Source organism: Pseudanabaena yagii GIHE-NHR1 (assembly GCF_012863495.1).
In the GTDB taxonomy this organism is placed as follows: domain Bacteria; phylum Cyanobacteriota; class Cyanobacteriia; order Pseudanabaenales; family Pseudanabaenaceae; genus Pseudanabaena; species Pseudanabaena yagii.
Genome location: NZ_JAAVJL010000002.1, coordinates 598321 through 624360 on the forward strand (window position 1 = coordinate 598321; position 26040 = coordinate 624360).

Genomic DNA, 26040 nt, shown 5'->3' on the forward strand with positions numbered 1-26040 from the left:
AAGTTTTAATCTATGTATTTTCTTGCTAAGGTGAACTATAGGTTGTTCTATATAGTTGCCATGCTAATTTCGCCACAATTATGCTCCTATGCCTGCTAAATCTAGCTTTTAGCAATAAATCCCATAGATTAGATAGATAAATAAACCTAATCATTCAGCCCAATCAATCCCCTAAGTCAACTCAACAATCAAAAGCCATGTTTTACAACATATCTGAGCAGCAAATACGAAAAGTACGTTGGGTATTAACTTGTGCTTGGTTACTTCTCATAGCTTCCCTCTTTTATGATCCGATTTCTCCTTTAATTACAACTCCAAATCAAACTTGGAGTCCTTTTCGCATCAAGCCCGAAGATTGCATATCTGTCCAAAATTCTTGTTTGGAATTGCAACCCTATCCCCTTGGCGCACCAATATTTTGGGGCATAATTGTACCTAGCGCTATTTTTATCTTATTGGTATTTGGGCATGAGCTATGGCGGCGGATCTGTCCTTTATCCTTCCTATCGCAAATTCCTCGCGCTTTAGGATGGCAAAGACAAATCAAAAGAACTGATAGCAAAACAGGGAAAGTTCGTTATGAAATTCCCAAAGTCAAAAAGGATTCTTGGCTAGGCAAAAACTATCTATACCTTCAGTTTGGACTGCTATTTGTGGGTTTATGTAGTCGGATTTTGTTTATTAATGGCAATGCGATCGCTCTAGGTTTATGGCTACTGATGACGATCGCCGCAGCTATCACCGTCGGCTATCTCTATGGCGGTAAGACTTGGTGTAATTACTTCTGTCCGATGGCTCCTGTCCAGAAAATCTATGCGGAACCATCCTCTCTCTTGGGGACTAAGGCTCATATGAGCGAAGTGCCAATTACTCAATCAATGTGTCGCACGATTACCAATGAAGGCAAAGAGCAGAGTGCTTGTGTTGCCTGCCAAAATCCCTGTATCGATATCGATTCTGAGCGTTCCTATTGGGATGGTATTGAGAAGTCTGAAACTCAATTTCTTTACTACTGCTATCTAGGGTTAGTAGTGGGCTATTTCTTTTATTACTACCTCTATGCAGGCAGTTGGGACTACTACTTTTCAGGGGCTTGGGCGATGGAGGGCAACTCCATTCAACAATTACTATCCTCTGGATTTTATCTGTACAATCAAGCGATTCCTATTCCCAAAATTTTAGCCGTACCGCTAACCTTGGGCTTATTTACAGGACTGGGCTATATCTTTGGCACTCTGAGCGAACGTCTTTATCGTTCCTATCTCCTTTTCTCTAAACAAAAAACTTCTAATTTACAGATTCGCCATCACTTATTTAGCGTCACTACTTTTATTGCTTTCAATCTATTTTTTATTTTTGGTGGTCGTCCTTTCATTCGCCTACTACCCAACTTTTTCCAAGAAACCATTGATGTATTGGTGGTCTTAGTCAGTACTTTGTGGCTAGCTCGTACCCTCAAGCGTGATCCTGAACTCTATGCAAGGGAAGGATTGGCAGGTAGATTCCGCAAGCAGTTATTGAAGATGAATTTCCCCCTTAACCAATACTTTAGCGATCGCGATGTGGATGATCTCAATCCCCATGAAGTCTATGTGTTGGCAAAGGTTTTGCCAGGATTTACCAAGCAAAAGCGCTATGAAGCCTATAAAGGGGTACTGCGCGAATCCTTGGAAGAGGGTTATACCAATTCTGCTAGTAGTTTGGAACTGTTAAGGCAATTACGCACAGAGTTAGATATTTCCGATACCGAACACCGTAATCTCCTCGAAGAGTTAGGTGTGGAAGATCCTCAACTCCTCGACCCTAATCGACAACGTAACCTTGAGAACTTAGTCCGCATTTCGGGCTATCGCAAGGCTCTTGAGCGCTTGGTTTATCTCCAAAATCTAGATACCAATACTGCCTCACAGCAATTGGCTCAAACCTATAATATCACGCCTACGGAGGAGCAAGAAATTACCCAAGGTTTTGATCACGATGCGTCTCTAAAGCAAAAGTCCTATTTCTATCTCGATCGCCTTGCCCAGCTATTACAGTCTTACCACAACCTCAATCAACCTTGCCTCTTAGAACATCGTCCTGCCGTCTCACTATTACTAGAAGCTATCTCCCGTAAAAAGAGAATTTTGGTATTAGCGTTGCTAGAGGCGATCTCTAGTCTCAATACCTCTGAAGGTAATGAGATTGCCAGTAATTTGGGTAAGCTCTCGCCTACGGTTTTGGGAGATATCCTCGAAGAACCCAACTCTGTTTGGTTTCATAAAATTCCATCAACCCAGATTAACTTACTGAGGCTATCCTCAGAAAATATGACTTGCTCAGTGGCGATCGCAGTTTCTGAGGTGGTTGATACCCTAACGGATCTGCTACAAGAACCAAACCCTTTAATTCAAGCCGTAAGCTTGTATTTATTGCAGATTTTAGATTTTGCGGCGAGTCGAGTTGCTGCGGTTGAAATCGAAAGCCAGCATCGCTTAGTTCAAGAGATGATCACCTTAATTCTCAAGAGTACGCACTCCTTGCCTTTGGCGAATTTTGAGAAATTAGAACGAGTGGTATATCTATTCAATAGTGACTTTTTCCATTCTCTCGACAATGAAATTTTGATTGAGTTAAGCGATCGCGCCTATGTCAAATCGTACCTAGAGAATGAACATATTACTGAGGTTGGTGATACTTGTCGAGAGTTGCTACTGCTAATTGAGGGCAATGTGGAAATTAGGATCATCCGTGCCGATCAATCCGAAACAATCTCAAATCTTGTATCAGGGAAAGTTTTAGATGAATTAGAAGTGTTAACCCATACTAATTTGACAGGTACGATCACGGCAAAGTCTTCACCAACTAGAGTTTTGGCAATTCCTGTTGATACCTTTGATGACCTCATGGAGCGCGATCATAGTTTAGCCCTAAAGGTCTTAGAACTAGAGAGTATTCGTCTTAAAACCCTCCTTAGTAGAGAGTAAATACCAATGGTAAGGATGGGCGGCGCTTCGCACCGCCCATCCTTACCATTTTTTTAGGACTACCCCAAATTGTTGTGATGCCAGAATAGCAGTCGGCATAACAATCTGGGTTTTAGGCTATATTTTTAAGTAATTCTAAGCAATTCGCTGACCAACAACCTTCTAGAAATCTTCATGAAACCAACTGTTAGTCTTTTACATACCTCTAGCTATGAAATTGCATCGCTTATGCAGTCTCTAGAGGCTGTACTTGCACCCCTAGGAGGTATGTCCAGCATCGTCAAAGCAGGCGATCGCGTTCTCCTCAAGCCCAATTTACTTACAGGCTCACGTCCTACCAAAGAATGCACCACCCGACCTGAATTGGTATATTGTGTTGCCAAGATGGTGATCGATGCTGGTGGTAGACCATTTTTAGGTGATAGCCCTGCCTTTGGTAGTGTCAAAGGAATTGCTAAAGCTAATGGTTTATTACCCCTTGCGGAAGAACTAGGAATTCCCATCGTAGAGTTTCATGGCAAGCGCTACGAAACGGACGGGGAAGGAGAACTACATAATCTCCGTCTGAGTAAAGAAGCGATGGATGCGGATGTGGTGATCAATTTGCCCAAAGTAAAATCGCATATGCAACTCACCCTTACCCTTGGTGTGAAAAATCTTTTTGGATGTGTACCGGGGAAAATGAAAGCTTGGTGGCATATGGAAGCAGGTAAGGATGTGAATCGTTTCGCACAAATGTTAATTGAGACAGCACGTACAATTAATCCTGAACTGACGATCATCGATGGTATTGTCGGACATGAGGGCAATGGACCTAGTGCTGGAGAGCCAAAAGAGTTGGGGGTTTTAGCAGCTTCCCGTGATGTTTTTGCCCTCGATCGCGTTATGGTAGAGATTCTTGGTGTAAATCCCCTCGATGTGCCAACGGTTGCCGCCTCGATCCGTACAGGACTATGCAGCGATCTAGATGCTATTGACATTGTTGGTGATCAGATCGAGCAGTTACAAATCCCTGACTGGCAATTACCTACAACAATGATGGCGATCGATTTTGAGTTACCTAGAGTAGTACGATCAACCTTTAAACATCTATATATTAAGTTCATCAAAGAACCGCTTAGCACCTATGCCCGCACCTAACAGCCCGCCGCTAATTTTAGTGGTCGAAGATGCCCCTGACAACCAAGTTTTGGTGGAGCAGGTGTTTCAAGATTCAGGCTATAACGTCACCTGTATCCAAGATGGTCAAGCGGCGTTAGATTGGCTGGGAAAAAATCACCCCGATCTAATTTTGCTTGATCTATCTTTGCCAGAAATCGATGGCTGGGAAATTGCGAGACAACTCAAAGCTAGCGATCGCACATCAAATATTCCGATCGTGGCGGTAACTGCTCATGCGATGAAAGGTGATAAAGAATCGGCGATCGCATCGGGTTGTGATGATTATCTGACAAAGCCTTTAGATATTGATTTGTTAGAAGCCTGTGTCAAACAATGGCTAGACAGGAAATAAGAGCAGGGTAGTGATTTCCACTACTCTGCTTTTGTCAATGAACCTCAAAACAAAAGCCTATAGTTATATATAACTTAGACTAAGATTTAGAGAGAGTTTAAAGTTAAAAAAGCTTTACAACTTCATTTAATAAATTCCATATATTTTTTCAAAACTTATTTATTCGCATTATTTACATTAAAACGACAGAGATACATCCATTGGTTGTGTTTCTGCCAAATCGCAAAAATTTATAAATCATCAAATTTAGGAAACTGTTTTATGTCTGGTCGTGTTGGAGTACTACTGTTAAATTTAGGAGGTCCTGAGAAGTTAGATGATGTCTACCTTTTCTTGTATAACCTGTTCGCCGATCCAGAAATTATTCGCCTACCGATTCCCTTCTTACAAAAGCCGATCGCTTCCTTAATAGCTGCTAGTCGCGCTCCCATTAGTCAAGAAAATTACCGCATGATTGGTGGTGGTTCACCCCTACGACAAATCACCGAAGAGCAAGGCGAAAATATCGAAAATGTCTTGCAGCGTAATGGGATTGAGGCAAAGGTGTATGTCGGTATGCGCTACTGGCATCCCTACACTACTGAAGCAATCGCTAAAATTAAACAGGATGGCATTACTCGCCTTGTGGTATTGCCTCTATATCCTCAATACTCGATCAGCACCAGTGGCTCTAGCATTAAGCAACTCGATGAACTCTGGGAAAATGATCCTGAACTACAAGCGATCGAGCGCATCACGATCCAATCTTGGTACGATCGCGCTGGCTACATTCGTGCCATGAATGAGTTGATCGATGCTAAGTTACAAAGCTTTGCTGATCCTGAGAATGTGCATATCTTCTTCAGTGCTCACGGTGTACCCGTAAAATATGTCACCGAATACAATGATCCCTATCAATCGGAAATGGAAAATTGTGTCGATGCCATCATGAAAGCAATCCGTCGTGATTATCATCGCTACAATGCCCATACCCTCGCCTATCAAAGTCGTGTTGGTCCTGTGGAATGGTTGCAACCCTATACCGAAGAAGCAATTCACAATCTTGCTAAACGCGGCATTAAGGATCTCTTAGTTGTTCCCATCAGTTTTGTTTCTGAACATATTGAGACCTTACAAGAGATTGATATTGAATATCGTGAAGTTGCCGAAGAAGCAGGTATTCATAATTTTGATCGCGTTCCTGCTTTAAATAGCCACCCAATCTTTATCAACGATCTCGCTGAGTTGATTATGGAATCTCTCGGCACAACAAAAATGGCAGCAGTTCCCGCCTAAACGTAACGCGAGTTCGAGATAATTTTGAGAATAGGGTTTGCTACGCAAACCCTATTCTCAGTAAAAGCCTTGCTTAGCAAGGCTTTTACTGAGAATAGGGTTTTGAAAATTTGTCAGCTTCACCCAAACTGACGTTAAACGTAAAAAGCCCTGCTTAGTGCAGGGCTTTTTTGTAAAGTCATAAAGTGGGGGTGAAGGGACTTGAACCCTTACGACCTTGCGGTCAACGGATTTTAAGTCCGTAGCGTCTACCATTCCGCCACACCCCCGAAAGGCTTTGTTATTCTAACCCAAAATGCGTAACTTTAACATCAGAATTTTGATAATTTGCAAAATCATCTAGCGAAATCAACTTAAAGCCTTATTTGGTAAGGCTTTAAGTTGATTTTTGATCAAACGAACCACAAGATATTTTTTAAAAGGCTTGCGAAGCAAGCCTTTTAAAAAATATCTTGGTTTGGTTTTGAGCGCAAAGCGCTGTAAGTTATCTGTATCGAGGCTTCGCCACGACAAAAATTTTATTCGTTGTCCCATTTGTCTTGGGTATAACCAAGTTCAGTGGCGGCAGCTTGTTCTTCACTAGTTAACTCTTCCCAAGATTTGTCCGCAGACGCAGGAATGTCATCTTCTCCTTCCCAGCTAGATTGAGTCCAACCTAATACTCCCCAAAGTTTTTGGTCTTCACTGGATAAGTCATCCCATTCAGGAAAATCCAGTCCGTCATCCCAATTTTCTTCATTCCAGCCTAATTGAGTCCAGAGATCTTGTTCAGCGCTGGTCAGATCGCTCCAACTTAGTTCACTCCAGAATTCATTAGGATCACCAGTTACTTTACGGATAGTAGTCATAAAAACTTGCTCACAAATTAGAGTTCATCTGGATTTCATCATAGTTTTTGTGAGTCTTGAGAAGCAACAGTTAAAACTTAACCTAAGAAGAAGAGGTCGTGCTTTGCACGACCTCTTCTCAATAAAGTTGAAATGGGCTGCAAAGCAGCCCATTTCAACTTTATTGGTTTGAATTGTTTGGAACTAGTCGCTTGCCTAAGCTGCGGTAATAGATTGTGCCAACGATCGCAAAAAAAGCAACATAGGCGATCGCCTGTACTAAATAAAGCTTATCGGTGTAGCCAAATAATGAACTGAAAATTACCCCAGGAAATTTTTCGGCGGGTAATACTTTGGTGGTGTTCCAAACCATATTGCCGAGGATGCAGGAATGCTCGCGGGCAAAATGCTCATAAAAGAAGCAGATGGACTCGGACTTGCGATCGCTTTGAGAAAGAATTCGTAACGCCGTATCAAAATGTCCGAGGGCGGAAATGACTAAACCTGAGACAATCGCAAGGAGCATGAAGCCCATAATTTTGAAGAAAGCGCGGATATTAATTTGGATACCAAATTTAAATAATCCGATCGCGATCGCTGTGGCGGCTAAGATGCCACTGACTGCTCCGAGAGCTGGCATAAATCCTTCTTGGAATTTGGCAGAAATAAATAGAACAACTTCAAAACCTTCGCGCAAAATTGCAAACAGGATTAAGCCAAAAATTCCCAAGCCTGCTTTTTTGCCTTTACCTAAAACACTATTTAATGAGCCTTCAATTTCTCCCTTCATGGCGCGACTCTGTTTCGTCATCCAGATCAACATCCATGTCAACATAGCGATCGCTGCAACGCTAAATAAACCTTCGAGCAATGGTTCAAATACTGCTGATAGTTCGGGGTTACTTGTACCGACACTTTGCATAAACCAATTAAAGAGAATGCCGACGATCGCACTAATTACGAGTCCAGTACCAATCCCTGCAAATACCCATTTATTTAGATGTGATCGCTTAGCACGTTTGAGATATGCCATAACGATGCCAATTACCAATGCTGCTTCAACACCTTCGCGCAGGGTAATTACAAAAGTTGGAAGAGTTAAACTGATGTCCATAAAGTTTTGAGATAAAAAGTGTCAATTCCCCTCTCCCAGTGGGAGAGGAGCTAGGGGTGAGGGGATCTACGATTTTGCGTAAACTTTCGTAGCGGCTTGCTCGTTGCCTTTAATTAGTTCTGCCATATCCGCAACGGACAGCACTGGCTTGTCTGGGGCGATAGCACTAGGATATGCCGACTTGAGCTTTTCTAAACTTGCCGTAAATTGTTTGTGAACATCAGGATGTTGCTTTTCCATTGCTGATGCGATGCTCTTGTACAACTGCTCCACATAAATAGTGAAACCTCGCGAATCTTGATACTCAATAATTTCTTTGATTTTGTCATTGGCGATCGCTGCACGATATTCCGTACCCGCCGTATCGAGAATTGTATTGATTACTTGGAGGGAAAACTTCGGTGATTGACGTTGAGTTTCGGGAATTGCCGCGATCGCTGAGTCAATACTAGCTATTGCGTCATTATATTTAGCGGCAATACTAGGATCGTTGGGCTTGGACTTGACCAACTGCTGCAAATCCATCAATGGCTGTTTAAATTCTTTGACCTTGCGTTCTTTGAGTTGTCCTTCCACATCCGCATAAATTTCTTCGACAGGATGCTCAATATGGGGAAGTGCTTGGTCAGGTTTCTGAAGATCTAACAATTCCTTCGCCACAATCATGTGACCTTTCATCAAACCAAGTTTAGTCAAATAATCAACATCTTTAGCTTCACCAGTTAGCTCTATAGTTTCCGTGCCAACCATATCTTTGATTTGAGCAAACTGTTCTGCCGTGACCACTTTCTTAGTCACTAGGTCTTCCACCTTCGTATAGGGACGCGCCGCTTGAATTTTGTTGGATAAACCTGCAATTCCTAACTTTGCTTCAACCTTATCAAGTTCAGACAAAATCGCTTCGTTGATATTGATCTTGGCTTTGTTGTGACTAGGTGTCATCGCGTCTTTTTGAGTCCCAGATTTAGACTCGGTTTTAGACTCAATGGTTGCAGGATTAGAAGGAATAGAAGCTTTCGGCTCATTGCTACATGCCGCGATCGCGATCGCACTAACTAAGGATAGGGTGAACAATAGGAAAAAGGCTTTGCTTTTGACTAAAGCTTTCAAGGCTCGACTAATGAAAGAAATAATTGCGGACATGAAAGTAACTAAGGGTTAATTAAGGGATGTTAGATGAATGAAATAATGATTGCTAGATAATGCAACTAATTTGCAATAACTGATTTAACCCTATTAGAGCATAATCTTGCAAGTAATTCTCAATAAATCTTGGTTGTAAATCTTTTGCCTACAGGTAAAACATTTACAACCCTAAGCGACTACATTAAATAAGCCCATACAACCTGCCTCTGCGATCGCATCTTGATGCGGATGAAACATATATTTTCCCGTAAAGCGATATTGCAACTCTAAAATATGCCTTTCCGCAGTCCCCATCGTGATTACATCCGTTTCCTCTGTGGGAGTCATGCCGCGTCCTGTGCGATAGACCTGAAATATATTCGCATGGACATGAAAAGTCGCCGCAGGGTCAAACTCAATCATATTAAGGACATATAAACGCAATAGCTGATTTTGCTGCACAGCGATCGGTTGCTGCATATAGAAATGGGGCAAACCATTAAAGGCATACATCTCATTGCGGCCATCTCCATCAATGTCATAGCCGCCCATGATGAGCACCAACTCATCCGCAGGAGGTCGTGGCGTTGGCGGATCGACAATAAACATTCCGTACAAGCCTTTACCAATATGCCTTGCCACAGGTGCAACATGGCAGTGATACAAATGCACTCCGTAGGGCTTAGCCTCAAATTCATAAATTGTGGCTGCACCATTGCGAATTGGTTTTACTCCATCCATTTCTGAAGCATGTTCACCGTGAAAGTGCAATGAATGGGCATGTCCTGCCTGATTGGAAAAAGCAATCCGCACGTGATCGCCTTCTGTTGCTCTCAAGGTTGGACCAGGAACGCGATCGTTTACATTCCAAGTAATGAAGTCCGTTGAGGCATTTAATTTAACTGTTTTACTTTTGGCTGTTAGCTCAAATTCGCGCACTGTGCGCCCATTTTCTTGACTAACTTTGCCGTAATCAAACTCTCGCAATGCGGCGATCGGATCGAGTCCACTAGTCTTAATTCTGGTCTGAGCCGCTTCGTTGAGCGACATCGGCGGAATCACAATCTTTTTAGGTGTAGGTTGATTATTCTCGTTGTTGCGATTTGAAATGATGGGACTACAAGCGATCGCGCCACCAATTAACCCAATACCTCCAAGCCCAAGTTCTAATATTTTTCGACGTTGACGATCCATTAATCCTACTTGCAAATAGTTCCTATTTACCTTAACAAATTTCACTTAACTTTGAATATTTGTCATAAAGCGATCGCGCAATAAAAACAGTGACTTTGAAAAAATAATTTAACAAGCTATTTTTAGCCTTATTCTAGGAATTCAAGACTTGTAATTAGACTTAAAAATAGACTTACTTAAATCATAGTTAGACTACATGCCTAAAATGATAGAAGAGAGATTTTTGGGTATCCTCTCTTTCTTCTTTAAACGTTTTAGCCGCGCATAAATTTATAAGCTTGCGAATTTAGTTGAATCCTTACATAGCAACTTAGCTTACGATAATGGTTATTTACGCAAGCACGGGTATTTGATTGCTGTTCAAAATACTAAAGTGCTTGTATATAGCGGATTTTGGGGATCGTTGTATCTTTACGCAAGCTAGCTAATTTAGTAAGCTAGCCTTTCTTTAGGTGAATGATCTGGTCGATGGTAACTACCCAAGATTGTTGAATTACCTTGTTTTCGACCTCGATCAAGTCTCCTTTGACGGAAATTATTTGCGCCCAAAAGCGTTTTTTCTTGACCAAAATTAGCACTTGATCGCCTGTGGATAAGCTTTCGATTTTTGGATTTTCGATAAAAATGCTTTCTATAATGGAGGCTTGCGAATTCGATGGTTCTAGCTCGTAAGCTGTGCGTAGAAAGGCATCTGATAAATTTTTAAACAGCTTAGCTGCAATTTCCTTAAGCTCACTCATATCTAAATAACCCTGATTTCATCACGAGAAAAATGATTGCCTTGAACCCACTTGGGACACTCTACAAAATATTTCAATCCCATTCGGGCGGTAATAGTCCCAGTGGCTCCTACAAAAAATCCTTTCACCACTTCAACGCGATCACCAATTTCTGGGCGATCTCCTTGCTTAAATGATTTTTTCTGCAAGTAATTATTAGTGACACACAAATTTGGTTCACCTTGGTTCATTGGTTCACTAATGGCGTGGTTGTCAGTTTTTTTTGCTTCACCGTCAAAATAATTTGGTTCACCCATCGATTTTGGTTCACCAGCTAAATTATTTGCAGTGTTATTAATTTGGTTCACCAAAAATGAATCAAATAAATTTGGTTCACCTTTTGGTTCATCGGTTGAAATACTCTCTATATCTTGATTTTTTTCTTCAGGTGAATCAAATGAATCAAAATCATGAGAAATTGCAAAATTTATAGATTGAATACCATAGACTAGAAAACCGTGCTTTGTCCTTTGGCTGAAACGCGCTCTTGGAAAGATTTTGGTTAACCCTTGTTTCATTAGCCTTGGTGCTTTTATCCAAGGATCGAAACGATTGCCATCGTCAAGCCAATCAAGTCGCTCTTTACCTTTGTCAGTGGTTTCAATATCTAAAATGCCTTGATCGACATACCAAGATTTAAGGCTTTCATAAAGATCGCCAATTTTGATGCATCCATCTCCCTGCTCTAATTTGATATCGGTAGCCCATCTAATTAGATGGCAGCTTGCCTCTTTCGCTTCTTGAATTGCGCCCGCCAAAGGTTTGTAGTCAATGCCATCTTGCATAAGTCTCACCAGTGCATCTAGTAGGCGATTTAGTAAGGATGGACAGACTTGATTTTGAAGAAATTCAGGGTCGTTTTTGAATCGTGGATCGGCGGGTAGTTCGTCTGGTGATTGCGGGTCGCTGGTGAAGGTCTTCGCAAATTTGACGATCGCATATCTTGACTCAATGGCTTTTTGTGCGCCAACAATTGACGGTGCTTCGTTACAGTTCAAAAGCACGATACAGGCGGGTTTGATGTCATAGTCATCTACGTTTTTACGTTCGATGTCGATTGGATCGCCAGTAAGCACATTCTTGAGAGATTGCAGACTGTCAAGGCTTAAGCGTGAGTGATTTTCTGATGCCCAGTTGATGCGACTGTATTCCAGCTTGGCAAGTGGGAACTTTTTGCCCTCATCGTATTGTTGGAAGTCGCGAAGCGAACAACCTGTAATACCACGGGAAAATATTTCGGCGATCGCTTCTCTGAGTGTGTCTTTACCGTTGGAACCATCACCTTGGAGAAGCAAGCCACGTAGACGATCTGGCATGACTTTACGCACATTTGCCAAGTCAAAAGAGGCAGCTATGGTTTTCAGAAATACGTCTCGCTGTGCATCATCAAGGGCAATTAGTAGGCGATCGCAGGTTTCAGGATCGGCTTTTGGGTCATATCTGACTTTGGAGCAGTAGGTATAAACCATGTTTGGATGATGGTTTTTAAGTTTCCAAGTTGGTGTTTTGCCTTCCCATTCAATAGTTAAAACACCGTTGGCAAGGTTTAAACCTGTGGGATTTACGGTTGTAGGGTCAACACCAAAGCCAACTTTCACCCATTTCATTACAGCATTGACGCTTTGCTCATTGGCATATTTGTAGGTGCGCTTATTGGTGCGGTCATCGTAGACCAGAAACTTATTGCAAAATTCACTGATGCGACGCTTTTCGACTGGATCGGGACTGACTTCGTAATGTGTGCCTGTCCAATAATGCAAGGTGTCATTAATACAAACCCAGTGTTTATCACTGAATAGTTTTTTCTGGGCAATTTGGTTGAAATGCTCAGAGATAGGCGGCTCGTCGGGGTCGTATCGGTCTAGATGGATAATTTCCTGCTCTGTTTCCTGTGTGGCGCTTTGCGCCGCCTCTGTAATTTCCTCTGAAACAACATCAATAGTATTTTCAGTCTTTGAAGCTTTGATAAGCATTTCAAGGTATTGATCGCCAAATTCCTTGAATCCGTCGGTGATGTCATACCCATTTTTGGGATTTTCGGGCGCTGGTACAGTGGCGACAAATGCGCGATCGCCAATTGCCTCGGCAAGTTTCTTGGCTCCATCCTGTCCAGCCCGTCGCCCTTTGTTATCGGGGTAATCCAAATCATAAAAAATCACGATGCGATCGTATTGGTCCAGGGGTGATAAATCTTTAGGAATGCCACCAGCACCACAGGTCGCTGTGGCTACGCTGATATTTGATTGCTCGTTGTAAAGTTTCTGACCCAATAGCAGGGCATCCCATTCACCCTCACAAATCCATAACTCTTTGCCGTCTGGTTGATGGGTAAAGTACCAGCGTGCGGTGACGTTTGGCTGTGACATTGGTTGATCGGGGCGATCTTCTTCTGGCAACCATTTATTAGGGAAATACTTGCCAAGCCATTTACCCGCCTCGATTTCGTAGGGGATAAACAGGCATGGTGTAGGTTTCCACTCTTCACCATATTTAAAATTTTTGAAGGTGTAGCCAATCTTGAAATACTCAATGGTGCGAAGCTCTAATCCTCTATCAAGTAGATATTGCAATGCTTTTGGGGCGGTTTTTGAAGTTTTCCCGCGCAGCAATCTTGATGATGATTCGATGTTTTCATCGGTTTGGTAAACGATTTCTTTTTGTGGTTTGGCTGTGGGGATGTAGGTTTTCTCAAGTGGCTTCGCGTCGCCGATCGCTTCTCTGATTTGCTCGGTTGTGCAGCCTCGATGACATTTGTAAGCACCATGATCGGCGGGGTCAAGTGATACCGATAGGTTGTATTTGCGGTAGCCTTCACCTTTAGTTAGTAGGCATGAGGGGCATATTGCACGCCCTGTTTTGTTGAATTGAACGTGGTCAAAGATTGAAAATGGCATGATTTTTCGTGCATGGATGAAATTTTGTACAAAAAAAATGGCGATCGCCACTTCACTGGGTAAAGTTGCGATCGCGTGAATTGGTTAGTCTTTTTTGAAGCAATAAATTCTTAGGAAGAGGTCAAGCTGTGTTGGGTCGTTTTGCACAATTTCAATGTTTTTGATGAGTTCATCTAGGATCATCTCCGTCGAAATAACTTCAAATCTTGATTGAATGTCGGCGGGAAAGTTTGCCTCGTGTCGCTTTCGCAAGTCATCCAGTATTGCTAGATGTCGTTGAGCTTGCTTTAAAACTCCTGTGATATCGACTTTCATGCTGCTAATCCCTCGTCTAGTGCGTCGTACATCCAATTTGGGTCGAGTACATCTTGAATAGCGGCTTCCTCGTCGATAAGGATTGCTTCAAATTCGCCGCACGCTTCTCCATCGCATTGCTCAGCAGGTAGATCACCACATGGGCAAAACTCATAAAGCTCCTCTCTAAGCTCGTCGGCAGCATCTTCTAGTTTTTGTTGCTCCGAATCGAGTATCAAATGTGATTTCAGAGAGTGGGCAAGGCATTCAATAATGGTTAGGCTGTCGATGATGGTTAAGGATTTAATCCATTGAGTAGCATCAGCGCTTAGGTTTAGTACTTTGAATCCCTCTTGTGCTTGTAGTACTGAGTCTGTGAGTTCGTTGAGTAGCACCGCTTGGGGGGTTAACTCAAGGGAAAAGACTTCTTTGGCGATCGCTTCACTTGGTAGAACGTTACTCATGATTCACCTCTTGCACTGGTACGGTGTGCAGGAATGCAAGGCGATCGCTTAACCAGCGCAATAAATCAACTTTTTTCTCAGTCGATAGCATATCTATCTCTGAACAAGTGTTGTAATGAAGCACGTAATTCACAAAATCAGTGCGGTGTCTGATTGCTGAGACTAAATCGTGTACCACTTCAAGTAAGGCTTTGTCGCTTAGCTTTGAGATTTCTGCTTCAGTCTGTTCTGATAGCTGCAAGCCGTAGTAGCCTGCGGGTTGTGGGAATGCCATTGGTAGTTACTCCTAAATAGGGTTGTAAGTTTTTACAACTTCATTTCAAATTAACACAGGGTTGTAAATTCTTACAACTATTTTGCCGTCTAATAACAATTGCCTCCAAAACCTTATAACTAGGCATTCCCAATGTTTCGCCTAACCTATTCAAAGTCTTTTCAGACAATAGCTGACCACTTAGATAGCGGCTAAGGTTTTCCTTTGCTATACCTGAAACTCTTGCCAGTTCTCCTATTGGAGTATTTAAAAACTCTTCTATAGTCATGTAGTTTTTTACAACTCAAAAATCATTTCTATGATAAACCCTTTGAGTTGTAAAAATAAGCATTGTAAGAATCTACAACCCTAAGCGATAATTAATTACCACTAAAAACTAAAAATATGAATCACAGAGAGGCTCTCGCTGAGGTCATAGAAAAATTTGCAATCAAGGCTTCGGATATTGCCCAGAGTGCGCACATTGAAGAGGCTCAATTCAGTCGTTTTAAAACTGGAAAGTCAGGGCTGAACCTTGCCACGTGGGAACATATAGTAGAAGCATTACCCCACAAAGCTAGAGCCTACTTATATTTTTTGTTGGCAACAAATGACGAGACAAAGCCAGCCGCGTAGAAATTAATGCCAGAAAATATTTACATTAGAGCGCTGATTGTAGTTGCTGTTGCGTTCATTGCAGTACAGGGAACAGCGTGGTTAATTCGGCAAATCTACTTTGTGATCAATGACTTGGATAATTGGGCGATTTGGATGCTGAGATATCCTACATCCGCCGCAGGTTTCGCCATAGTTGCAGGTGTTGTCTACTTGGTAGTATCAAAATCTTTGAAGAAAGAATAGGTGCTTACCAATGAGCTTGTTTTTAGGTTTGGTGTGTTTTGCGATCGCGCTGATAGCCCTGTGGGTAATAGTCAAAGAAAGTCAGAGAGGACAGCGCGTAAACCGAAAATCAAACGTACCTGAAGGGATAGCGGCTGACTTTAAACTCTTGATGTTAAGGATTGAGGATACTTTTAGTACCAAAAAACGTAGACGAGGCAAGTCTGAACAGCGCTCAAGGATTGATAGAGATACGGGCAGATATTTATAAACGAGAAAGGCGATCGCTAATTTAGCGATCGCCTTTTTAAATAATTACTTTTTTCTTGATTAGCCCAAACTTTAGATAGGTTTTGAGCATCCATAAAAATTTAGAGCTTTTGCGTCGGGGCTTCAGTCTTGCGGCTCGCACAACGTCAAAGCCAACATGATTGACTTTTGATAGCTTTTCAGCGTCGGCAATCGCTGTATCTTTGTCTCTGTATATATGTCCGCAAGGCACTCCAGCCTCCTTACAGCACAACGCACCTCGGAACGGAGCTATGCCACTTCTTGATTTTTTACGGATTATGTACATACCAAAATTATAAAAGGCGATCGCTAATTTAGCGATCGCCTTTATTGTTATGTAATTTTTACTGCTCTAAATTTGATATCTCGATAGGCTTTTTTCAAAAAAGATACCTCTGCCTCAACTGTCTTCTTATCGTACTGATGTTTGTTGTATCTCACCCACACACTAGCCTGCTCAAATCTTGTTACCTGTTTTTCGATTGCATACATTTCTGTTAAAAGCTCAATCTCAACCTTCCCATACTATCAGGAACACAATCAAACGGGAAAACATAGCGCACCGTCTGGACTTCCACCGCTTCGACCTCTACAAGCTCATTGACTACAACAGTCTGATATTGCTGATACTCCAAAACCAAAGCAGGATCGCTCGTTGTGCCATCCTCATTTATCACGCTTTGGTAAACCTCAGTACTACCCACTATCACCTGTTGAATTGTGCCAACAATATACGACGGGTAAAACTCAGTGTATGAGCTTTCAGTAACAAACAAACCATTAACACTATAAGCATTCGCATTAAAATCAGCGACGATTTGCATACTGTTCTTTCTGTCGCGATAGGGATATTTACCATAGTTTTGATAATTAAAATCCCTCTCCAAAAAATAGAGATTGATACTGTTATTAAATACATCCCTCATCGCATCAGAAATAGCACTCATAAAGCAATACTCCAATCAGGAGAAAGTTTAGTTTGACCAGTCGAAAAGAAGTCTAAACGGATAGGCTTAATTGTAGTCTTCTTGATTCCCTTTCGAGTTCCAGTATGGACAATATCGCCGCGGAGCCGCGGGTTAATCAGCTTCTCAAATTCATTAACTATCCGTTTCGCTTCCGCTTCCGTTGATGCATACACCTGAACCTTTGAATTGTCCTTGCAGACATAGATAGCGCTATGTTCTCCTTTATTAAATTGCGATAGATTTGGCTTCACTCCCTTTGCTCCGTTGTAATGAGGAATGCTGTGCTGGTAGTAAGTGTCGGTAAACTTCCCATTCACAAATTCACGATAGAGAACTACCGCTTGCGGTCTTTGTCCTACCCTCACTTGCCAGTATTCGGGGACAGTCAGAACCTTATCATTTAGGCTGCATTCTCTTGACCTAATTTCTAGCAATTCCTTAAAGCTTGCCTTGGTTTTCTCCTTATCTTTTGGTAATACCTGAATCGTAATTTGTTTAGTCTTAGCTGTCCCGTTTGTCTCGTTACAACCATCAAAAATATCAACAGTTAAATCAACAAAACACTTAGCCAAATTTTCACAAGAAAACTGACAATCTGTTTGTTTAAACCTATCTTTAGTAGTTTGCTCGACTACCTTGGCAGCATCTTGCGCCGCCTGCTCTGCCTGCTTGATTTGCTCCTTAAGTTTGCTAACCACATCATCAGGACTGCCTGTCTTCGGTGTTTGAGGCGTAAAGTTTGGAGAGGGAGCCGATCCACTGCTAGGGCTAGGAGAAGATTTTATTTGCGTATTTGGCGGCGCGATCGCAGGTTGTGGCGTGAAATTTGGCGCAACTGGTTGCGGTGCTAGGCTAGGGTTCGCATTTTTATTAAGCAATCCCTTCAGAGCGTCCAAGATATCGCCATTCTGTTGGCTAATGCCATTGACGCTATTTTTTAAATCCTCCAACCGACCGATCGCATCACCAATAGCATTAGGGTCAAAGGATGGGTTAGGTGCGCTGCCATCGTTGTTTACTATCGGTTTATATTCTGGGTTTCCCTCTGGCTGCCCATCGTTGCGAAATACCCTGTAAATTTGTGCTACTGGGTTCGCTCCAAAATTATAGATCTGTGTCCACCTTACCCCATCTATATAAAGATCGAGAATTTGACCTGTCCCGCGCAAAGTTACTGATCCTGCGATCGGTCCAGTAACTAAAGCGCCTTGCTCTCGAATTTGTTGCTCAGTTGGGGGCGTTTCCGATCCTAATGCGCCTTCAGGAGGGTGGTATCTCGGCGGCGCATCACTGTAGAAAACAACAAACCCCACCCTGTATTGAACGCCAGCACTCTGTCCGCCAGAAAATGGGGCTGCTGAAGAGCTAGCGATGTTGTTCTTACTGCCAAAAAATAACCCCATCAATGGTTTACCTAAGAGGGAGAGGAATAGCCCTCCAGCTTTTGCGTAAGGGTTAGGAGCCGCCAGCAATCCTAGAGACAGAGCATCTACAGCCGCCTCAGCCGCCGCCTCAGGGCTTTTTGTTTTCGCGAAATTAGCCAAATCACCGCCAATCGTCGCCGCCGCTTGGGCGATCGCCGCCGCTTTGCCGAGATTATTTATCCCATTGCCAATTTTTTCGCCGTATCTTGCTGGGGTTGGTGTTGATTGCTTTGGGGCTGGGTTCGGATACTTTGCCGCTCCCCTACTTGCAGATGGCGCATTAAAAGCATTCTCTAAATCTTGTGGACTAGTCTTTGGGGGCTGTCTAAGCAGTCCATTATCCGCAGGTATTGGTGTTGATTTTGTTTGTGACGGAGTTTTGGGGTCTGGTTGTTGCGTTGGAGTTGCAGGGTATTGGGTTCCACTGTATCTGTTGTACGATGGCGAATTTAATGCCTTATTCAAGGCTGCTATTTCTGCGGGTGTTGCCATGTTTTATGCGTAAAGAATGATTGCGTTTACTCCACCCGATGCTGTGCGGGTAACTGTTTGAGTGCCTGTCGTACTTGCGTAAGTTACTTGATAATTAGCATCAGATTTTTTGTACGAATCACCCAAAAGCTCAAACATTTGGATCTCACCGATCCTTAAAAGCCCACCGGGTACTGTAATACCTGTGACATTCAGCCTGTAATAGCGATAGGCAACACTGTTTGTAAAGTCAAAAACCTTCGGTGTTGCTCCTACCCATCCCGAAATGTTTGATTGCGAATCCAACGTTACCCAATCAGTATTGTTTAGGCTTCCCTGAAAAGTCCACTGCTTTGGAGTATTAGAGTTAACAATGCTCACGTTTGACGGGAATATTGAATACCGACGAACAACTTTGCTAGCAGATCCAAAATCCAAAGCTATCCAGTCACTCGATAAAGCTCCGCTACTAGCAAAATCAGGCTCGTTCGGTACTTGACCATCAAAGCAACGCCAAGCCCCATACGAGCTATCGTACTGACTGCTAGAACTTGCGATGATTGGAGATAGCGAGGAGTTTGATGTCATGTTTGACGGTGAAACCTGATTGTATCCAACCTGCTCAAATATGCCCAAAACTACACCATTGACTGTTGTTGATTGCCCTTGAGAAATGGATACTGATTGGGATTTTACCGAGAATCCATTTATTTCTGTTTTTAATGCATAGGCTGATAAGTCTGGTAATTGGGATGTTAGGGCATAGTTCGCCAAAGCTGTTGCTAGCTGCGAATTGCTGACATAGTTAGAAAGATTGGGAATGTCGATAAGTCTCGCGTAAGGAGCTAGATCGGGCAATTGCGAGATTAGGGCATAGGCTGACAGGTCAACGGCTCCACCAGAAGATTCTGACGACACATATAGGCTGAGAGTGTAATCGTCAATAAACCGACTCACAGGCACAAATAGGAAATTTGCACACTCAGACATATCTAGGGGGATAGTCTGGCGTTGGCTGACGATTGGGTATGGTTTAGAACGCCGAAGAGATGCGTCAACCTGATATAGAAAACCCAATAGGATCGGCTGTGCTGTGTTGTCCACAATGCCATCTACGATGGTTTCTAGATACGCTTTCGCCAAATTTGTCGCGGTATTTGGGATAGTGATCACACCTTGCAAAAAGTTGTGAGCGTCGCTGTAAATCTGAGTGAATAAGGTCATAGCTTAGGAGTTGTAATTATTGGATGCTGTAGCCGTTCCGATTTCTTGCGTTGCAAGCCATTCCTTAGTACTTCCATCGCGCCCAAAGTTCGGATCAACGGTTAGATAAATCGAAAAAAGCTTGGTGTTACTGCCGTTGGCAGCCTTAAAAGCATTTTTCTGGACTCGTTTGACTGGATCGGCATTTGCCACGGGATAAAAATCGCTGTTACCGTACAAATCCCACATCTGCTCTAAGCACCATGTTAGGCATTTTTCGACTGTATCGACGTTGTCAGGGAGTCTCATTTGAGAGCTTGTTGGTGTGCCACTACGGACAAATGCAGTCATATGTTTTTAGATAAATTTTGTCGGTTTTCGTGACGCGGATTTTAGTTCAAAAATATTTTTTTTCGCAAACGGAAAGACATCCTTGGATACTACTATCCAAGGATGTGACGGGTATTTAAAAGTGTTGCAAAATATAGGCTGTAGCGATTTGCGAGTATTTCGCCTTGGATATAGCTTGGCTATGCAAGTTTAGTCAAAGCAAACCCAAAAAAATGACTGCATATACCCCTACAGGTTCTTCTCTTAAGTCCACAAATATTGCAGGTGCTTTCGTTGAAGTATCGCGTTTATTGAACCAAGCAGAAATTACTCGCAACGCGGCTAACCCTGCTCTTGCGCCAAAGAATAACATTACAATGACTGCCTCTTTCGATGGCAACGTATTTGCCATTAACGCGGCTATACCCATTCAGACTTCCTTGGATTCAAGCGGTAAGTTGGTTGTCGATGCCAGTGACTATCTAGGCTCTACCTACAGCGCTTTCACCGTCGGCACTGGTGATGCTAAGTCCACCGATCTGCCTAGTGCATTCCTTGAAATTGCTCAATTGTTGGCAGCAGCAGAGAAGTCTGTAACACCTACAACCGATCAGCCTAACAACATCACCATTGATGTGTCCTTAGAAACAGGCTTGGCAACGATCGCCGCAAACATCCCTTTCACTCCTACCCTTGGCAGTGCTGGTGAAGTTACCCTCACCGCAGTTAACTACGTGTAGGCGACTGGCTTAGGGCTGTCTGAGTCCTAAGCCTTCCATCAATCTTTGAAATTTAAAGGGAAAATTTATGGCGACTACTCGCAAAAGTAGACCAGCGACAGGGCGGCGAGTTCCTCTTGTCTTTGGCTCAAAAAAGACTAAGAAGTCTGGAAAAGAAGTAACAGTTCAATTGATCGGCAAAGTTCCAGAAAGCACTATCAAGGCTTTGGATATCAAGTTAAAACCCGCGACAGCCGCCGCAAAGGATGCAAAGCTTATTAAAGCCAAGAATGGAGCTTTGTATCTACCCCGATCTGGAGGTACAGCCAGTGGACGGAGATCTATGCTGTGTAGTGCCGACGGTATCTCATGGTATTCAGTGGTAGTGCCAAATGGTTGCTCGTATTCGCTAGCCAAGACTGTTTTGGCGAAAAACAGCAAAGCGGTAGCATTCAAAACCGTTGCAGGTGGCACTCAGATTGTTGGTGATGCTAGCAAGGTCAAGGCAAAGCCAAAATCTAGCGCAAAGAAACCAGCCGCAGGTAAATAGAGCATCATGGGCAATATAAGGCTTTTGTATCGTGGCACAGTGAATTTCTCGATCAAGCGTGAGTTTGCTGTGCCAATTCAGTTCACACAGCCTAAATTGCTCATAGAAGTATCGGCTGCAAGGGTTCCTCAAGCTACTTTTGGCACTCTACAGTCGATACTTTTTATCCCAGAGCTAGGCTTTACAAGTGGCAAGGCTCAATCAATCAAATTCGATAAAAATATGATTGAAATTGATGTGCAATTTGCCACGAATTATCGATTGATCTTTGCCCCTTACAGCAAGATTAGAGGCAATGTAAACATCAGTATTTATGAGCCTTTGTACGCTCAAAATGTACAGGTTCTGAATGTTGGACAAAATATATTTATAGGGAGTCTATAGCAATGCCTCCATTCGTAATTGAAGCTAGTGTTCTCCTTGCGATATTGGGAACATCAGTTAAGATAACTAACTCAATAAATCGAATCGAACAAGCTCAGAAACAGGGATACACAGAGCTTGTAGGACACGTAAATGTGTTGAGGACTAAGATTGAGTTTTTAGAGAGAGAAAGTCTTGAACTCAAGAATGAGATAAAGGAATCAAGACGGCATAGGTATTCCGATCCAAATTCCTAGATCGTCTTTGGATTGACAAAATTTTCGAGTTTATATACCAGTTGGCAAAAGTTTGCCTCACCCATTGCAAAGGGAGCAACTTTAATCTTTTTCTCTATCAGTTTTGCGTTTCCCACACTGTCAAAAGATGCTTTCCAGTTAGATAGCAATGCTGTAATTAAATAAACCTCATCATGTGTCAGCTTTGCGAGTGGGATTGTATTTTTTAGCGATCGTCTACTGCGTTTCTGTTGCTTAGTTAATTTTTTCGATTCCATACTAAAAAGTCCTACAGCGAGACTGATAGTCTCATTGTAGGACTTTTTAGTATGTTTTTTGATTCTAGTTTAATAAACTAAAACCTTTGCCTAGAGCTTGATTTGGGGAATCGTTGGTTATTTACATAAGCTAAATAATTTCATAAGCTTATGTGTTATGTACGTATTTTGATGGGACTTACACAAGCGAGCACAAAGCAAGAACAACCTTAACCAATTGGTTAAGGTTGTTCTTGTGATGATTTTCATAAAATTTGCTGGCTCTTGGCTTTTAGCTTTTCTTTTTTTGAGAAGCAGTTTCCAAGCTAGCTTGTCCGGGGATTAATTTATCGATGATTGGTTGAGTGGGTAGAGGCATTTTAAAGCTGCGTAGTAAGGAACTCTTTTGAGCCGCATGATCTTTCCACTCTTTCAAGCTTAAACGGCGGACAACTGGAGGCTTAGTATCATTTGGTTTGACCAAAATTTCCTCACCAGTCAACAACACAATTTCCTTTGACTGATTAGGTAACTTCACCGATACCGTTCCTTCCCAAGAGAAAAACCTGACACCTTGATTGATATCCTTAGGAATTTCCACAAAAGCTGTTGTGCCACGGATAGCTGCGGTTGCATAAGGCGTAGAAATTTCTGTGGGAACTTTTAAACCAGGTTTAATCCAAGTAATCATCTTGCCAGACTTTAGGTGCAATCGATTTTGAGGTTGGATTTGTAAAATGGAATCACCACCAATCCGAAAGCCCACACCATTATTAAACTCAACCTGCGTTTTGCCATTTGCCTCAGTACGAACTGTATCAGCTACATATAAATCCATTCCTAATTGAGCATCAATTTCTTTGGACTGCGGATTTTGTTGAGATGCGACAAACACTGGCTTATCTTCGATCAATGACACCTTCGCGATCGCTTGATTTGTAGGAGCATTACTTGTAGAGCTAGGTACAGGAGAGCTAGGAGTTGGACTAGGTTGAGACTCACATCCAAATAAAGCGATCGCAGCAGCAGCTATGAATAGATAACTTTTCATTACTACATCTCAAGGAAAGGTGAAACAGTAGACTGATGGTTGCATATCTACCATGAGCAAGCAAGTGTACTTTATGCGTAATTCTTATGAATAGATTGTGGCGAGGCTTTGCCTCGCTACAATCTTTACGGATGCTTTTCGGCAATGACTCTTACTTGATACCAAGTCCGTTCAATTCTCCCGAAAATGCGACAGGCTATTTCAAATAGAGGTCTTCCACCAATTTTGGCGATTAGTTGGTACTTCGGAGGCCATTTGTGAATGTAAGGTTTGGACTCAATTACTGAAAATCCCGCCTCAGTGAAAAGATTGCCAATGCACATGGGACTCCAGCTAAAAAGATGATGATTAATATCATTGGGCTTATAGCTGTAGGAAATTGATTCACAGGGAACAACAAAAATGATTTTGCCGCCAGTCTTTAGTTTTTTATATAGTGACTTGAGTTCTTGAAGTGGTTGTAGAGTATGTTCTAAAGCATTGTCAGAAATGATGACATCAACATACTCATCTGGGATTTCATCGACACTGCGAAACATCTCCAGCCCATTTTTCTTAGCTGCGGCTGCGGCTGCTGGATTTACCTCAACTCCCACTTTTTTAGCACATTGGATATTTCTCAAGAGAAATCCCCCACCGCAGCCAAAGTCTAAGACTTCACTATGCTCTGATATGTATTTAATAAATTTGGTTTGATTTGCCCATCCTCCAAACTCACCAATCGGAGCTTGCCAGTCAAAATATTGGTCATCATAGTGGCTGCTAATCAAATCGGACATTATTGCTCCTAGTCGTGATATTTCAAGTGAGGTATAGCAAATTATATAGAATCTTCTTTATTTCTTATCCTCTAGTTCTATTTTTCCTGTGCCACTGCAAAATGAACAGTTTTCTTCTCGTTGAATTTCTCCAGAACAATCGCGCAGTTCGATATAGCCTTTACCTTCACAGTGATGACAAGGTTTGGCTATTTGTTGTAGAGATGTAAGGCGATCGCCTATTAATTTTTCTGGCATATTTTTAAATTCTTGTTCCAAAAAGGTGTACTTATTAACTTATTTACCAAGGGCGAATTATTAAATGGCTCAACCATTTTAAGACTTCCCAAATCAATTGCCAAAGAATTGCAACTCCTAGAATGATTTCTAAGGTAAGGGCTAATACAGTTAGTGTTAAAGCGATGATAGTAATCGCTTTATTCTGATGTTTTCTATTTCCCAGCAATGCTAAAAAAAATACTATCGTAGCGATCGCACCACGAAATGCCCACAGAGTAACGATAACGGAGTCTTCTACTTTACCTTGAATCTTTACGGTGGTAATCGCGATTGCTATATCAACAATTGCTAAGACTAATGCGAGAAAGCTATAGCTATTACGGTTCAGAAATATAGCTAATTTATACATTGCCCAATACTGAATGTAGAAGTACTGTACTTATCTCATCTGGTCATACTCTTCTGGCACTGCGTGGATAAATGATTTGATGGTGTCTGCTTTATCTAGATCACCACAGAATTTATTCTAAATCAACTAAACTCAGCCTTGAGGTTTGCTCTTTCATACCTAGAGAAACTTCCAACTTTTTCAAAAGCTCTACTGTTACTTCTGCAAAGGCTTTTGCGCCGCCTGAATTTGGATTAGATAGTGATACAGGGATAAAATCGTCTACAGCTTTGGCGATATTTACATCATTGGGAATTTTCGTTTTAAAAATTTTAGCACTACTAAAATCGGCACTTACCCGATCCATGACCTTATTGTAGTAGCGGCTCAGAGTAAAGCCCGCAGACAGACTGAAGACGATTCCTAATAGTTGAATATTCACCGACTTATCATCACGATAGACTTCTCTCAACTTCTCAATACGTCTTTCTAATAGCTGAATACCCACTACAGAGAGAGGTTCAGGTCTAGCTGGCATCAGGTAATAGTCACTAGCGACTATACTACTGCGCGTAATCAAATTATAGCCAGGGGCACAATCCAGAATGATGAAATCGTAGTTTTTAATTGCAGGTGCAAGAATAGCTCTGATTAAGCCTTGCTCAAATTTGCTCCATGTCTGTTGGAAGGTTTGCTTTTCTTCGTATAAAAGCGATCGGTTGTAGAGCATCTCTGAAACCAGAAACTCATCATATAGGTCTATATCTCCCACTAGGAGATCTAAGCCTTGAACCTTGCAAACATGGGGAATGACCAGATCTTTAACTTGGTAAATTTTTTCTTCGGGGTCGTTAACTTGGACTCCGTAACGGGTGATCGCTTGGCTAACTAAATGTCTTAGGGTTCGGTTTTCTTTACGACATTTAGCAAACTCAGCTGGGGAAATCATGCTCAGAGTGGCACTGATTTGGGTATCTAAATCGACGACTAAAACCTTTTTGCGATGGATTTTCGCCAAACAGGTGGCAATATTGACGGTTAAGGTGGTTTTACCTACACCACCCTTCATATTGACTGTCGCGATTACTTGAGCCATATTTTTATACCCAGTTATACCCAGTTTAAATACCCACCGAAAGCTGATCTGCCAAATCAGACATTTTCAGACACTTTGCGCCGTTTATCCTAAATCACTTTGAGTGAGTTAACAATACACCATTCGATTACAAATACAGAAAGTGGTAGCCAAGGCT

31 protein-coding genes and 1 tRNA gene are annotated in these 26040 nt (G+C 42.2%); 10 read left to right on the forward strand and 22 right to left on the reverse strand.

Going from position 1 to position 26040, the window contains the following annotated elements:
• The first annotated feature begins 197 nt into the window (after positions 1–197).
• From HC246_RS19475 to hemH, 4 genes are all read left to right on the forward strand, one after another.
• A complete protein-coding gene (locus HC246_RS19475; RefSeq protein WP_169365087.1) occupies positions 198–2966 on the forward strand; it encodes a cyclic nucleotide-binding domain-containing protein in 2769 nt (922 codons plus the stop codon).
• 174 nt (positions 2967–3140) lie between these two features.
• Positions 3141–4106 carry a DUF362 domain-containing protein gene (locus HC246_RS19480; protein ID WP_169365088.1) on the forward strand — a complete coding sequence of 322 codons (966 nt, stop codon included), beginning with the start codon at positions 3141–3143 and terminating at the stop codon, positions 4104–4106.
• A complete protein-coding gene (locus HC246_RS19485) occupies positions 4093–4479 on the forward strand; it encodes a response regulator (RefSeq protein ID WP_169365089.1) in 387 nt (128 codons plus the stop codon). Before HC246_RS19480 ends, HC246_RS19485 begins: the two co-directional genes overlap by 14 nt.
• Before the next feature lie 261 nt (positions 4480–4740).
• Positions 4741–5754, forward strand: coding sequence for a ferrochelatase (gene hemH, locus HC246_RS19490; protein WP_169365090.1), 1014 nt, complete (start codon positions 4741–4743; stop codon positions 5752–5754).
• Positions 5755–5940: 186 nt separating this feature from the next.
• On the opposite strand, the gene HC246_RS19495 is transcribed toward hemH, so the two are convergent.
• From HC246_RS19495 to HC246_RS19545, 11 genes are all read right to left on the reverse strand, one after another.
• Positions 5941–6023 (reverse strand) — tRNA-Leu (locus HC246_RS19495).
• Between the two features lie 249 nt (positions 6024–6272).
• On the reverse strand, positions 6273–6602 hold the full coding sequence (locus HC246_RS19500; protein WP_169365091.1) for a hypothetical protein: 330 nt from the start codon (positions 6600–6602) through the stop codon (positions 6273–6275).
• 160 nt (positions 6603–6762) lie between these two features.
• Positions 6763–7695: an FTR1 family iron permease gene (locus HC246_RS19505; protein ID WP_169365092.1), complete on the reverse strand. Its 933-nt coding sequence runs from the start codon at positions 7693–7695 to the stop codon at positions 6763–6765.
• Positions 7696–7761: 66 nt separating this feature from the next.
• A complete protein-coding gene (locus tag HC246_RS19510; RefSeq protein WP_169365093.1) occupies positions 7762–8838 on the reverse strand; it encodes a helix-hairpin-helix domain-containing protein in 1077 nt (358 codons plus the stop codon).
• A 171-nt stretch (positions 8839–9009) separates the two neighbouring features.
• Positions 9010–10014, reverse strand: coding sequence for a multicopper oxidase domain-containing protein (locus HC246_RS19515; RefSeq protein ID WP_169365094.1), 1005 nt, complete (start codon positions 10012–10014; stop codon positions 9010–9012).
• 437 nt (positions 10015–10451) lie between these two features.
• Positions 10452–10754: a hypothetical protein gene (locus HC246_RS19520; protein WP_169365095.1), complete on the reverse strand. Its 303-nt coding sequence runs from the start codon at positions 10752–10754 to the stop codon at positions 10452–10454.
• A 2-nt stretch (positions 10755–10756) separates the two neighbouring features.
• Positions 10757–13687 carry a DUF5906 domain-containing protein gene (locus HC246_RS19525; protein WP_169365096.1) on the reverse strand — a complete coding sequence of 977 codons (2931 nt, stop codon included), beginning with the start codon at positions 13685–13687 and terminating at the stop codon, positions 10757–10759.
• A gap of 84 nt (positions 13688–13771) precedes the next feature.
• Positions 13772–14002, reverse strand: a complete 231-nt coding sequence (locus tag HC246_RS19530) for a hypothetical protein (protein ID WP_169365097.1) — start codon at positions 14000–14002, stop codon at positions 13772–13774.
• Positions 13999–14445: a hypothetical protein gene (locus HC246_RS19535; RefSeq protein WP_169365098.1), complete on the reverse strand. Its 447-nt coding sequence runs from the start codon at positions 14443–14445 to the stop codon at positions 13999–14001. Before HC246_RS19535 ends, HC246_RS19530 begins: the two co-directional genes overlap by 4 nt.
• Positions 14438–14719, reverse strand: a complete 282-nt coding sequence (locus HC246_RS19540) for a hypothetical protein (protein ID WP_169365099.1) — start codon at positions 14717–14719, stop codon at positions 14438–14440. Before HC246_RS19540 ends, HC246_RS19535 begins: the two co-directional genes overlap by 8 nt.
• Positions 14720–14759: 40 nt before the next feature.
• The gene (locus HC246_RS19545) at positions 14760–14987 is read right to left on the reverse strand and encodes a hypothetical protein (RefSeq protein ID WP_169365100.1); all 228 of its coding nucleotides are present in this window, start codon (positions 14985–14987) and stop codon (positions 14760–14762) included.
• Between the two features lie 116 nt (positions 14988–15103).
• Here HC246_RS19545 and HC246_RS19550 point away from each other — a divergent pair, with 116 nt between their 5' ends.
• From HC246_RS19550 to HC246_RS19560, 3 genes are read left to right on the forward strand one after another with little or no spacing between them, the layout of a single operon-like run.
• Positions 15104–15334, forward strand: coding sequence for a hypothetical protein (locus HC246_RS19550; protein WP_169365101.1), 231 nt, complete (start codon positions 15104–15106; stop codon positions 15332–15334).
• A 6-nt stretch (positions 15335–15340) separates the two neighbouring features.
• Positions 15341–15559, forward strand: a complete 219-nt coding sequence (locus tag HC246_RS19555) for a hypothetical protein (protein ID WP_169365102.1) — start codon at positions 15341–15343, stop codon at positions 15557–15559.
• Between the two features lie 10 nt (positions 15560–15569).
• Entirely contained in the window at positions 15570–15809 is a 240-nt protein-coding gene (locus HC246_RS19560; protein ID WP_169365103.1) for a hypothetical protein, read from the forward strand.
• A 36-nt stretch (positions 15810–15845) separates the two neighbouring features.
• Here HC246_RS19560 and HC246_RS19565 read toward each other — a convergent pair whose 3' ends face one another.
• The 5 genes from HC246_RS19565 to HC246_RS19585 form a co-directional block, all read right to left on the reverse strand.
• On the reverse strand, positions 15846–16040 hold the full coding sequence (locus tag HC246_RS19565; RefSeq protein ID WP_169365104.1) for a hypothetical protein: 195 nt from the start codon (positions 16038–16040) through the stop codon (positions 15846–15848).
• A 286-nt stretch (positions 16041–16326) separates the two neighbouring features.
• The gene (locus tag HC246_RS19570) at positions 16327–16776 is read right to left on the reverse strand and encodes a hypothetical protein (protein WP_169365105.1); all 450 of its coding nucleotides are present in this window, start codon (positions 16774–16776) and stop codon (positions 16327–16329) included.
• A complete protein-coding gene (locus tag HC246_RS19575; RefSeq protein ID WP_169365106.1) occupies positions 16773–18713 on the reverse strand; it encodes a hypothetical protein in 1941 nt (646 codons plus the stop codon). Before HC246_RS19575 ends, HC246_RS19570 begins: the two co-directional genes overlap by 4 nt.
• Before the next feature lie 3 nt (positions 18714–18716).
• Positions 18717–19916, reverse strand: coding sequence for a discoidin domain-containing protein (locus tag HC246_RS19580; protein ID WP_169365107.1), 1200 nt, complete (start codon positions 19914–19916; stop codon positions 18717–18719).
• Between the two features lie 3 nt (positions 19917–19919).
• Positions 19920–20246 carry a hypothetical protein gene (locus HC246_RS19585; RefSeq protein ID WP_169365108.1) on the reverse strand — a complete coding sequence of 109 codons (327 nt, stop codon included), beginning with the start codon at positions 20244–20246 and terminating at the stop codon, positions 19920–19922.
• 212 nt (positions 20247–20458) lie between these two features.
• Here HC246_RS19585 and HC246_RS19590 point away from each other — a divergent pair, with 212 nt between their 5' ends.
• The 3 genes from HC246_RS19590 (at position 20459) to HC246_RS19600 (ending at position 21878) form a co-directional block, all read left to right on the forward strand.
• Positions 20459–20965, forward strand: coding sequence for a hypothetical protein (locus tag HC246_RS19590; RefSeq protein ID WP_169365109.1), 507 nt, complete (start codon positions 20459–20461; stop codon positions 20963–20965).
• 67 nt (positions 20966–21032) lie between these two features.
• A complete protein-coding gene (locus HC246_RS19595) occupies positions 21033–21494 on the forward strand; it encodes a hypothetical protein (protein ID WP_169365110.1) in 462 nt (153 codons plus the stop codon).
• 6 nt (positions 21495–21500) lie between these two features.
• Positions 21501–21878, forward strand: coding sequence for a hypothetical protein (locus HC246_RS19600; RefSeq protein WP_169365111.1), 378 nt, complete (start codon positions 21501–21503; stop codon positions 21876–21878).
• A gap of 232 nt (positions 21879–22110) precedes the next feature.
• On the opposite strand, the gene HC246_RS19605 is transcribed toward HC246_RS19600, so the two are convergent.
• The 6 genes from HC246_RS19605 to HC246_RS19630 form a co-directional block, all read right to left on the reverse strand.
• Complete coding sequence (locus tag HC246_RS19605) at positions 22111–22371, reverse strand: hypothetical protein (RefSeq protein ID WP_169365112.1); 261 nt, start codon at positions 22369–22371, stop codon at positions 22111–22113.
• A gap of 271 nt (positions 22372–22642) precedes the next feature.
• Positions 22643–23401 (reverse strand): FecR family protein, encoded by a 759-nt coding sequence (locus HC246_RS19610; protein WP_169365113.1) that lies wholly within the window; start codon positions 23399–23401, stop codon positions 22643–22645.
• 125 nt (positions 23402–23526) lie between these two features.
• Positions 23527–24180: a class I SAM-dependent methyltransferase gene (locus HC246_RS19615; protein WP_169365114.1), complete on the reverse strand. Its 654-nt coding sequence runs from the start codon at positions 24178–24180 to the stop codon at positions 23527–23529.
• A gap of 57 nt (positions 24181–24237) precedes the next feature.
• Positions 24238–24372 (reverse strand): molecular chaperone DnaJ, encoded by a 135-nt coding sequence (locus tag HC246_RS19620; protein ID WP_404822284.1) that lies wholly within the window; start codon positions 24370–24372, stop codon positions 24238–24240.
• A gap of 88 nt (positions 24373–24460) precedes the next feature.
• On the reverse strand, positions 24461–24808 hold the full coding sequence (locus HC246_RS19625; RefSeq protein ID WP_169365116.1) for a hypothetical protein: 348 nt from the start codon (positions 24806–24808) through the stop codon (positions 24461–24463).
• A gap of 112 nt (positions 24809–24920) precedes the next feature.
• Positions 24921–25883 (reverse strand): ParA family protein, encoded by a 963-nt coding sequence (locus HC246_RS19630; protein WP_169365117.1) that lies wholly within the window; start codon positions 25881–25883, stop codon positions 24921–24923.
• Positions 25884–26040 lie beyond the last annotated feature (157 nt).

Excerpts from the sequence above, each read along its gene's own strand:
- HC246_RS19540 (WP_169365099.1), bottom strand. The coding sequence starts at position 14,719 with ATGGCATTCCCACAACCCGCAGGCTACTACGGCTTGCAGCTATCAGAA.
- HC246_RS19630 (WP_169365117.1), bottom strand. The coding sequence starts at position 25,883 with ATGGCTCAAGTAATCGCGACAGTCAATATGAAGGGTGGTGTAGGTAAA.
- HC246_RS19545 (WP_169365100.1), bottom strand. The coding sequence starts at position 14,987 with ATGACTATAGAAGAGTTTTTAAATACTCCAATAGGAGAACTGGCAAGA.
- HC246_RS19615 (WP_169365114.1), bottom strand. The coding sequence starts at position 24,180 with ATGTCCGATTTGATTAGCAGCCACTATGATGACCAATATTTTGACTGG.
- HC246_RS19515 (WP_169365094.1), bottom strand. The coding sequence starts at position 10,014 with ATGGATCGTCAACGTCGAAAAATATTAGAACTTGGGCTTGGAGGTATT.
- hemH (WP_169365090.1), top strand. The coding sequence starts at position 4,741 with ATGTCTGGTCGTGTTGGAGTACTACTGTTAAATTTAGGAGGTCCTGAG.
- HC246_RS19550 (WP_169365101.1), top strand. The coding sequence starts at position 15,104 with ATGAATCACAGAGAGGCTCTCGCTGAGGTCATAGAAAAATTTGCAATC.
- HC246_RS19585 (WP_169365108.1), bottom strand. The coding sequence starts at position 20,246 with ATGACTGCATTTGTCCGTAGTGGCACACCAACAAGCTCTCAAATGAGA.
- HC246_RS19555 (WP_169365102.1), top strand. The coding sequence starts at position 15,341 with ATGCCAGAAAATATTTACATTAGAGCGCTGATTGTAGTTGCTGTTGCG.
- HC246_RS19600 (WP_169365111.1), top strand. The coding sequence starts at position 21,501 with ATGGGCAATATAAGGCTTTTGTATCGTGGCACAGTGAATTTCTCGATC.
- HC246_RS19505 (WP_169365092.1), bottom strand. The coding sequence starts at position 7,695 with ATGGACATCAGTTTAACTCTTCCAACTTTTGTAATTACCCTGCGCGAA.
- HC246_RS19530 (WP_169365097.1), bottom strand. The coding sequence starts at position 14,002 with ATGAAAGTCGATATCACAGGAGTTTTAAAGCAAGCTCAACGACATCTA.
- HC246_RS19610 (WP_169365113.1), bottom strand. The coding sequence starts at position 23,401 with ATGAAAAGTTATCTATTCATAGCTGCTGCTGCGATCGCTTTATTTGGA.
- HC246_RS19475 (WP_169365087.1), top strand. The coding sequence starts at position 198 with ATGTTTTACAACATATCTGAGCAGCAAATACGAAAAGTACGTTGGGTA.
- HC246_RS19570 (WP_169365105.1), bottom strand. The coding sequence starts at position 16,776 with ATGAGTGCTATTTCTGATGCGATGAGGGATGTATTTAATAACAGTATC.
- HC246_RS19595 (WP_169365110.1), top strand. The coding sequence starts at position 21,033 with ATGGCGACTACTCGCAAAAGTAGACCAGCGACAGGGCGGCGAGTTCCT.
- HC246_RS19625 (WP_169365116.1), bottom strand. The coding sequence starts at position 24,808 with ATGTATAAATTAGCTATATTTCTGAACCGTAATAGCTATAGCTTTCTC.
- HC246_RS19580 (WP_169365107.1), bottom strand. The coding sequence starts at position 19,916 with ATGACCTTATTCACTCAGATTTACAGCGACGCTCACAACTTTTTGCAA.
- HC246_RS19535 (WP_169365098.1), bottom strand. The coding sequence starts at position 14,445 with ATGAGTAACGTTCTACCAAGTGAAGCGATCGCCAAAGAAGTCTTTTCC.
- HC246_RS19525 (WP_169365096.1), bottom strand. The coding sequence starts at position 13,687 with ATGCCATTTTCAATCTTTGACCACGTTCAATTCAACAAAACAGGGCGT.
- HC246_RS19590 (WP_169365109.1), top strand. The coding sequence starts at position 20,459 with ATGACTGCATATACCCCTACAGGTTCTTCTCTTAAGTCCACAAATATT.
- HC246_RS19500 (WP_169365091.1), bottom strand. The coding sequence starts at position 6,602 with ATGACTACTATCCGTAAAGTAACTGGTGATCCTAATGAATTCTGGAGT.
- HC246_RS19480 (WP_169365088.1), top strand. The coding sequence starts at position 3,141 with ATGAAACCAACTGTTAGTCTTTTACATACCTCTAGCTATGAAATTGCA.
- HC246_RS19485 (WP_169365089.1), top strand. The coding sequence starts at position 4,093 with ATGCCCGCACCTAACAGCCCGCCGCTAATTTTAGTGGTCGAAGATGCC.
- HC246_RS19520 (WP_169365095.1), bottom strand. The coding sequence starts at position 10,754 with ATGAGTGAGCTTAAGGAAATTGCAGCTAAGCTGTTTAAAAATTTATCA.
- HC246_RS19510 (WP_169365093.1), bottom strand. The coding sequence starts at position 8,838 with ATGTCCGCAATTATTTCTTTCATTAGTCGAGCCTTGAAAGCTTTAGTC.
- HC246_RS19605 (WP_169365112.1), bottom strand. The coding sequence starts at position 22,371 with ATGGAATCGAAAAAATTAACTAAGCAACAGAAACGCAGTAGACGATCG.
- HC246_RS19575 (WP_169365106.1), bottom strand. The coding sequence starts at position 18,713 with ATGGCAACACCCGCAGAAATAGCAGCCTTGAATAAGGCATTAAATTCG.
- HC246_RS19560 (WP_169365103.1), top strand. The coding sequence starts at position 15,570 with ATGAGCTTGTTTTTAGGTTTGGTGTGTTTTGCGATCGCGCTGATAGCC.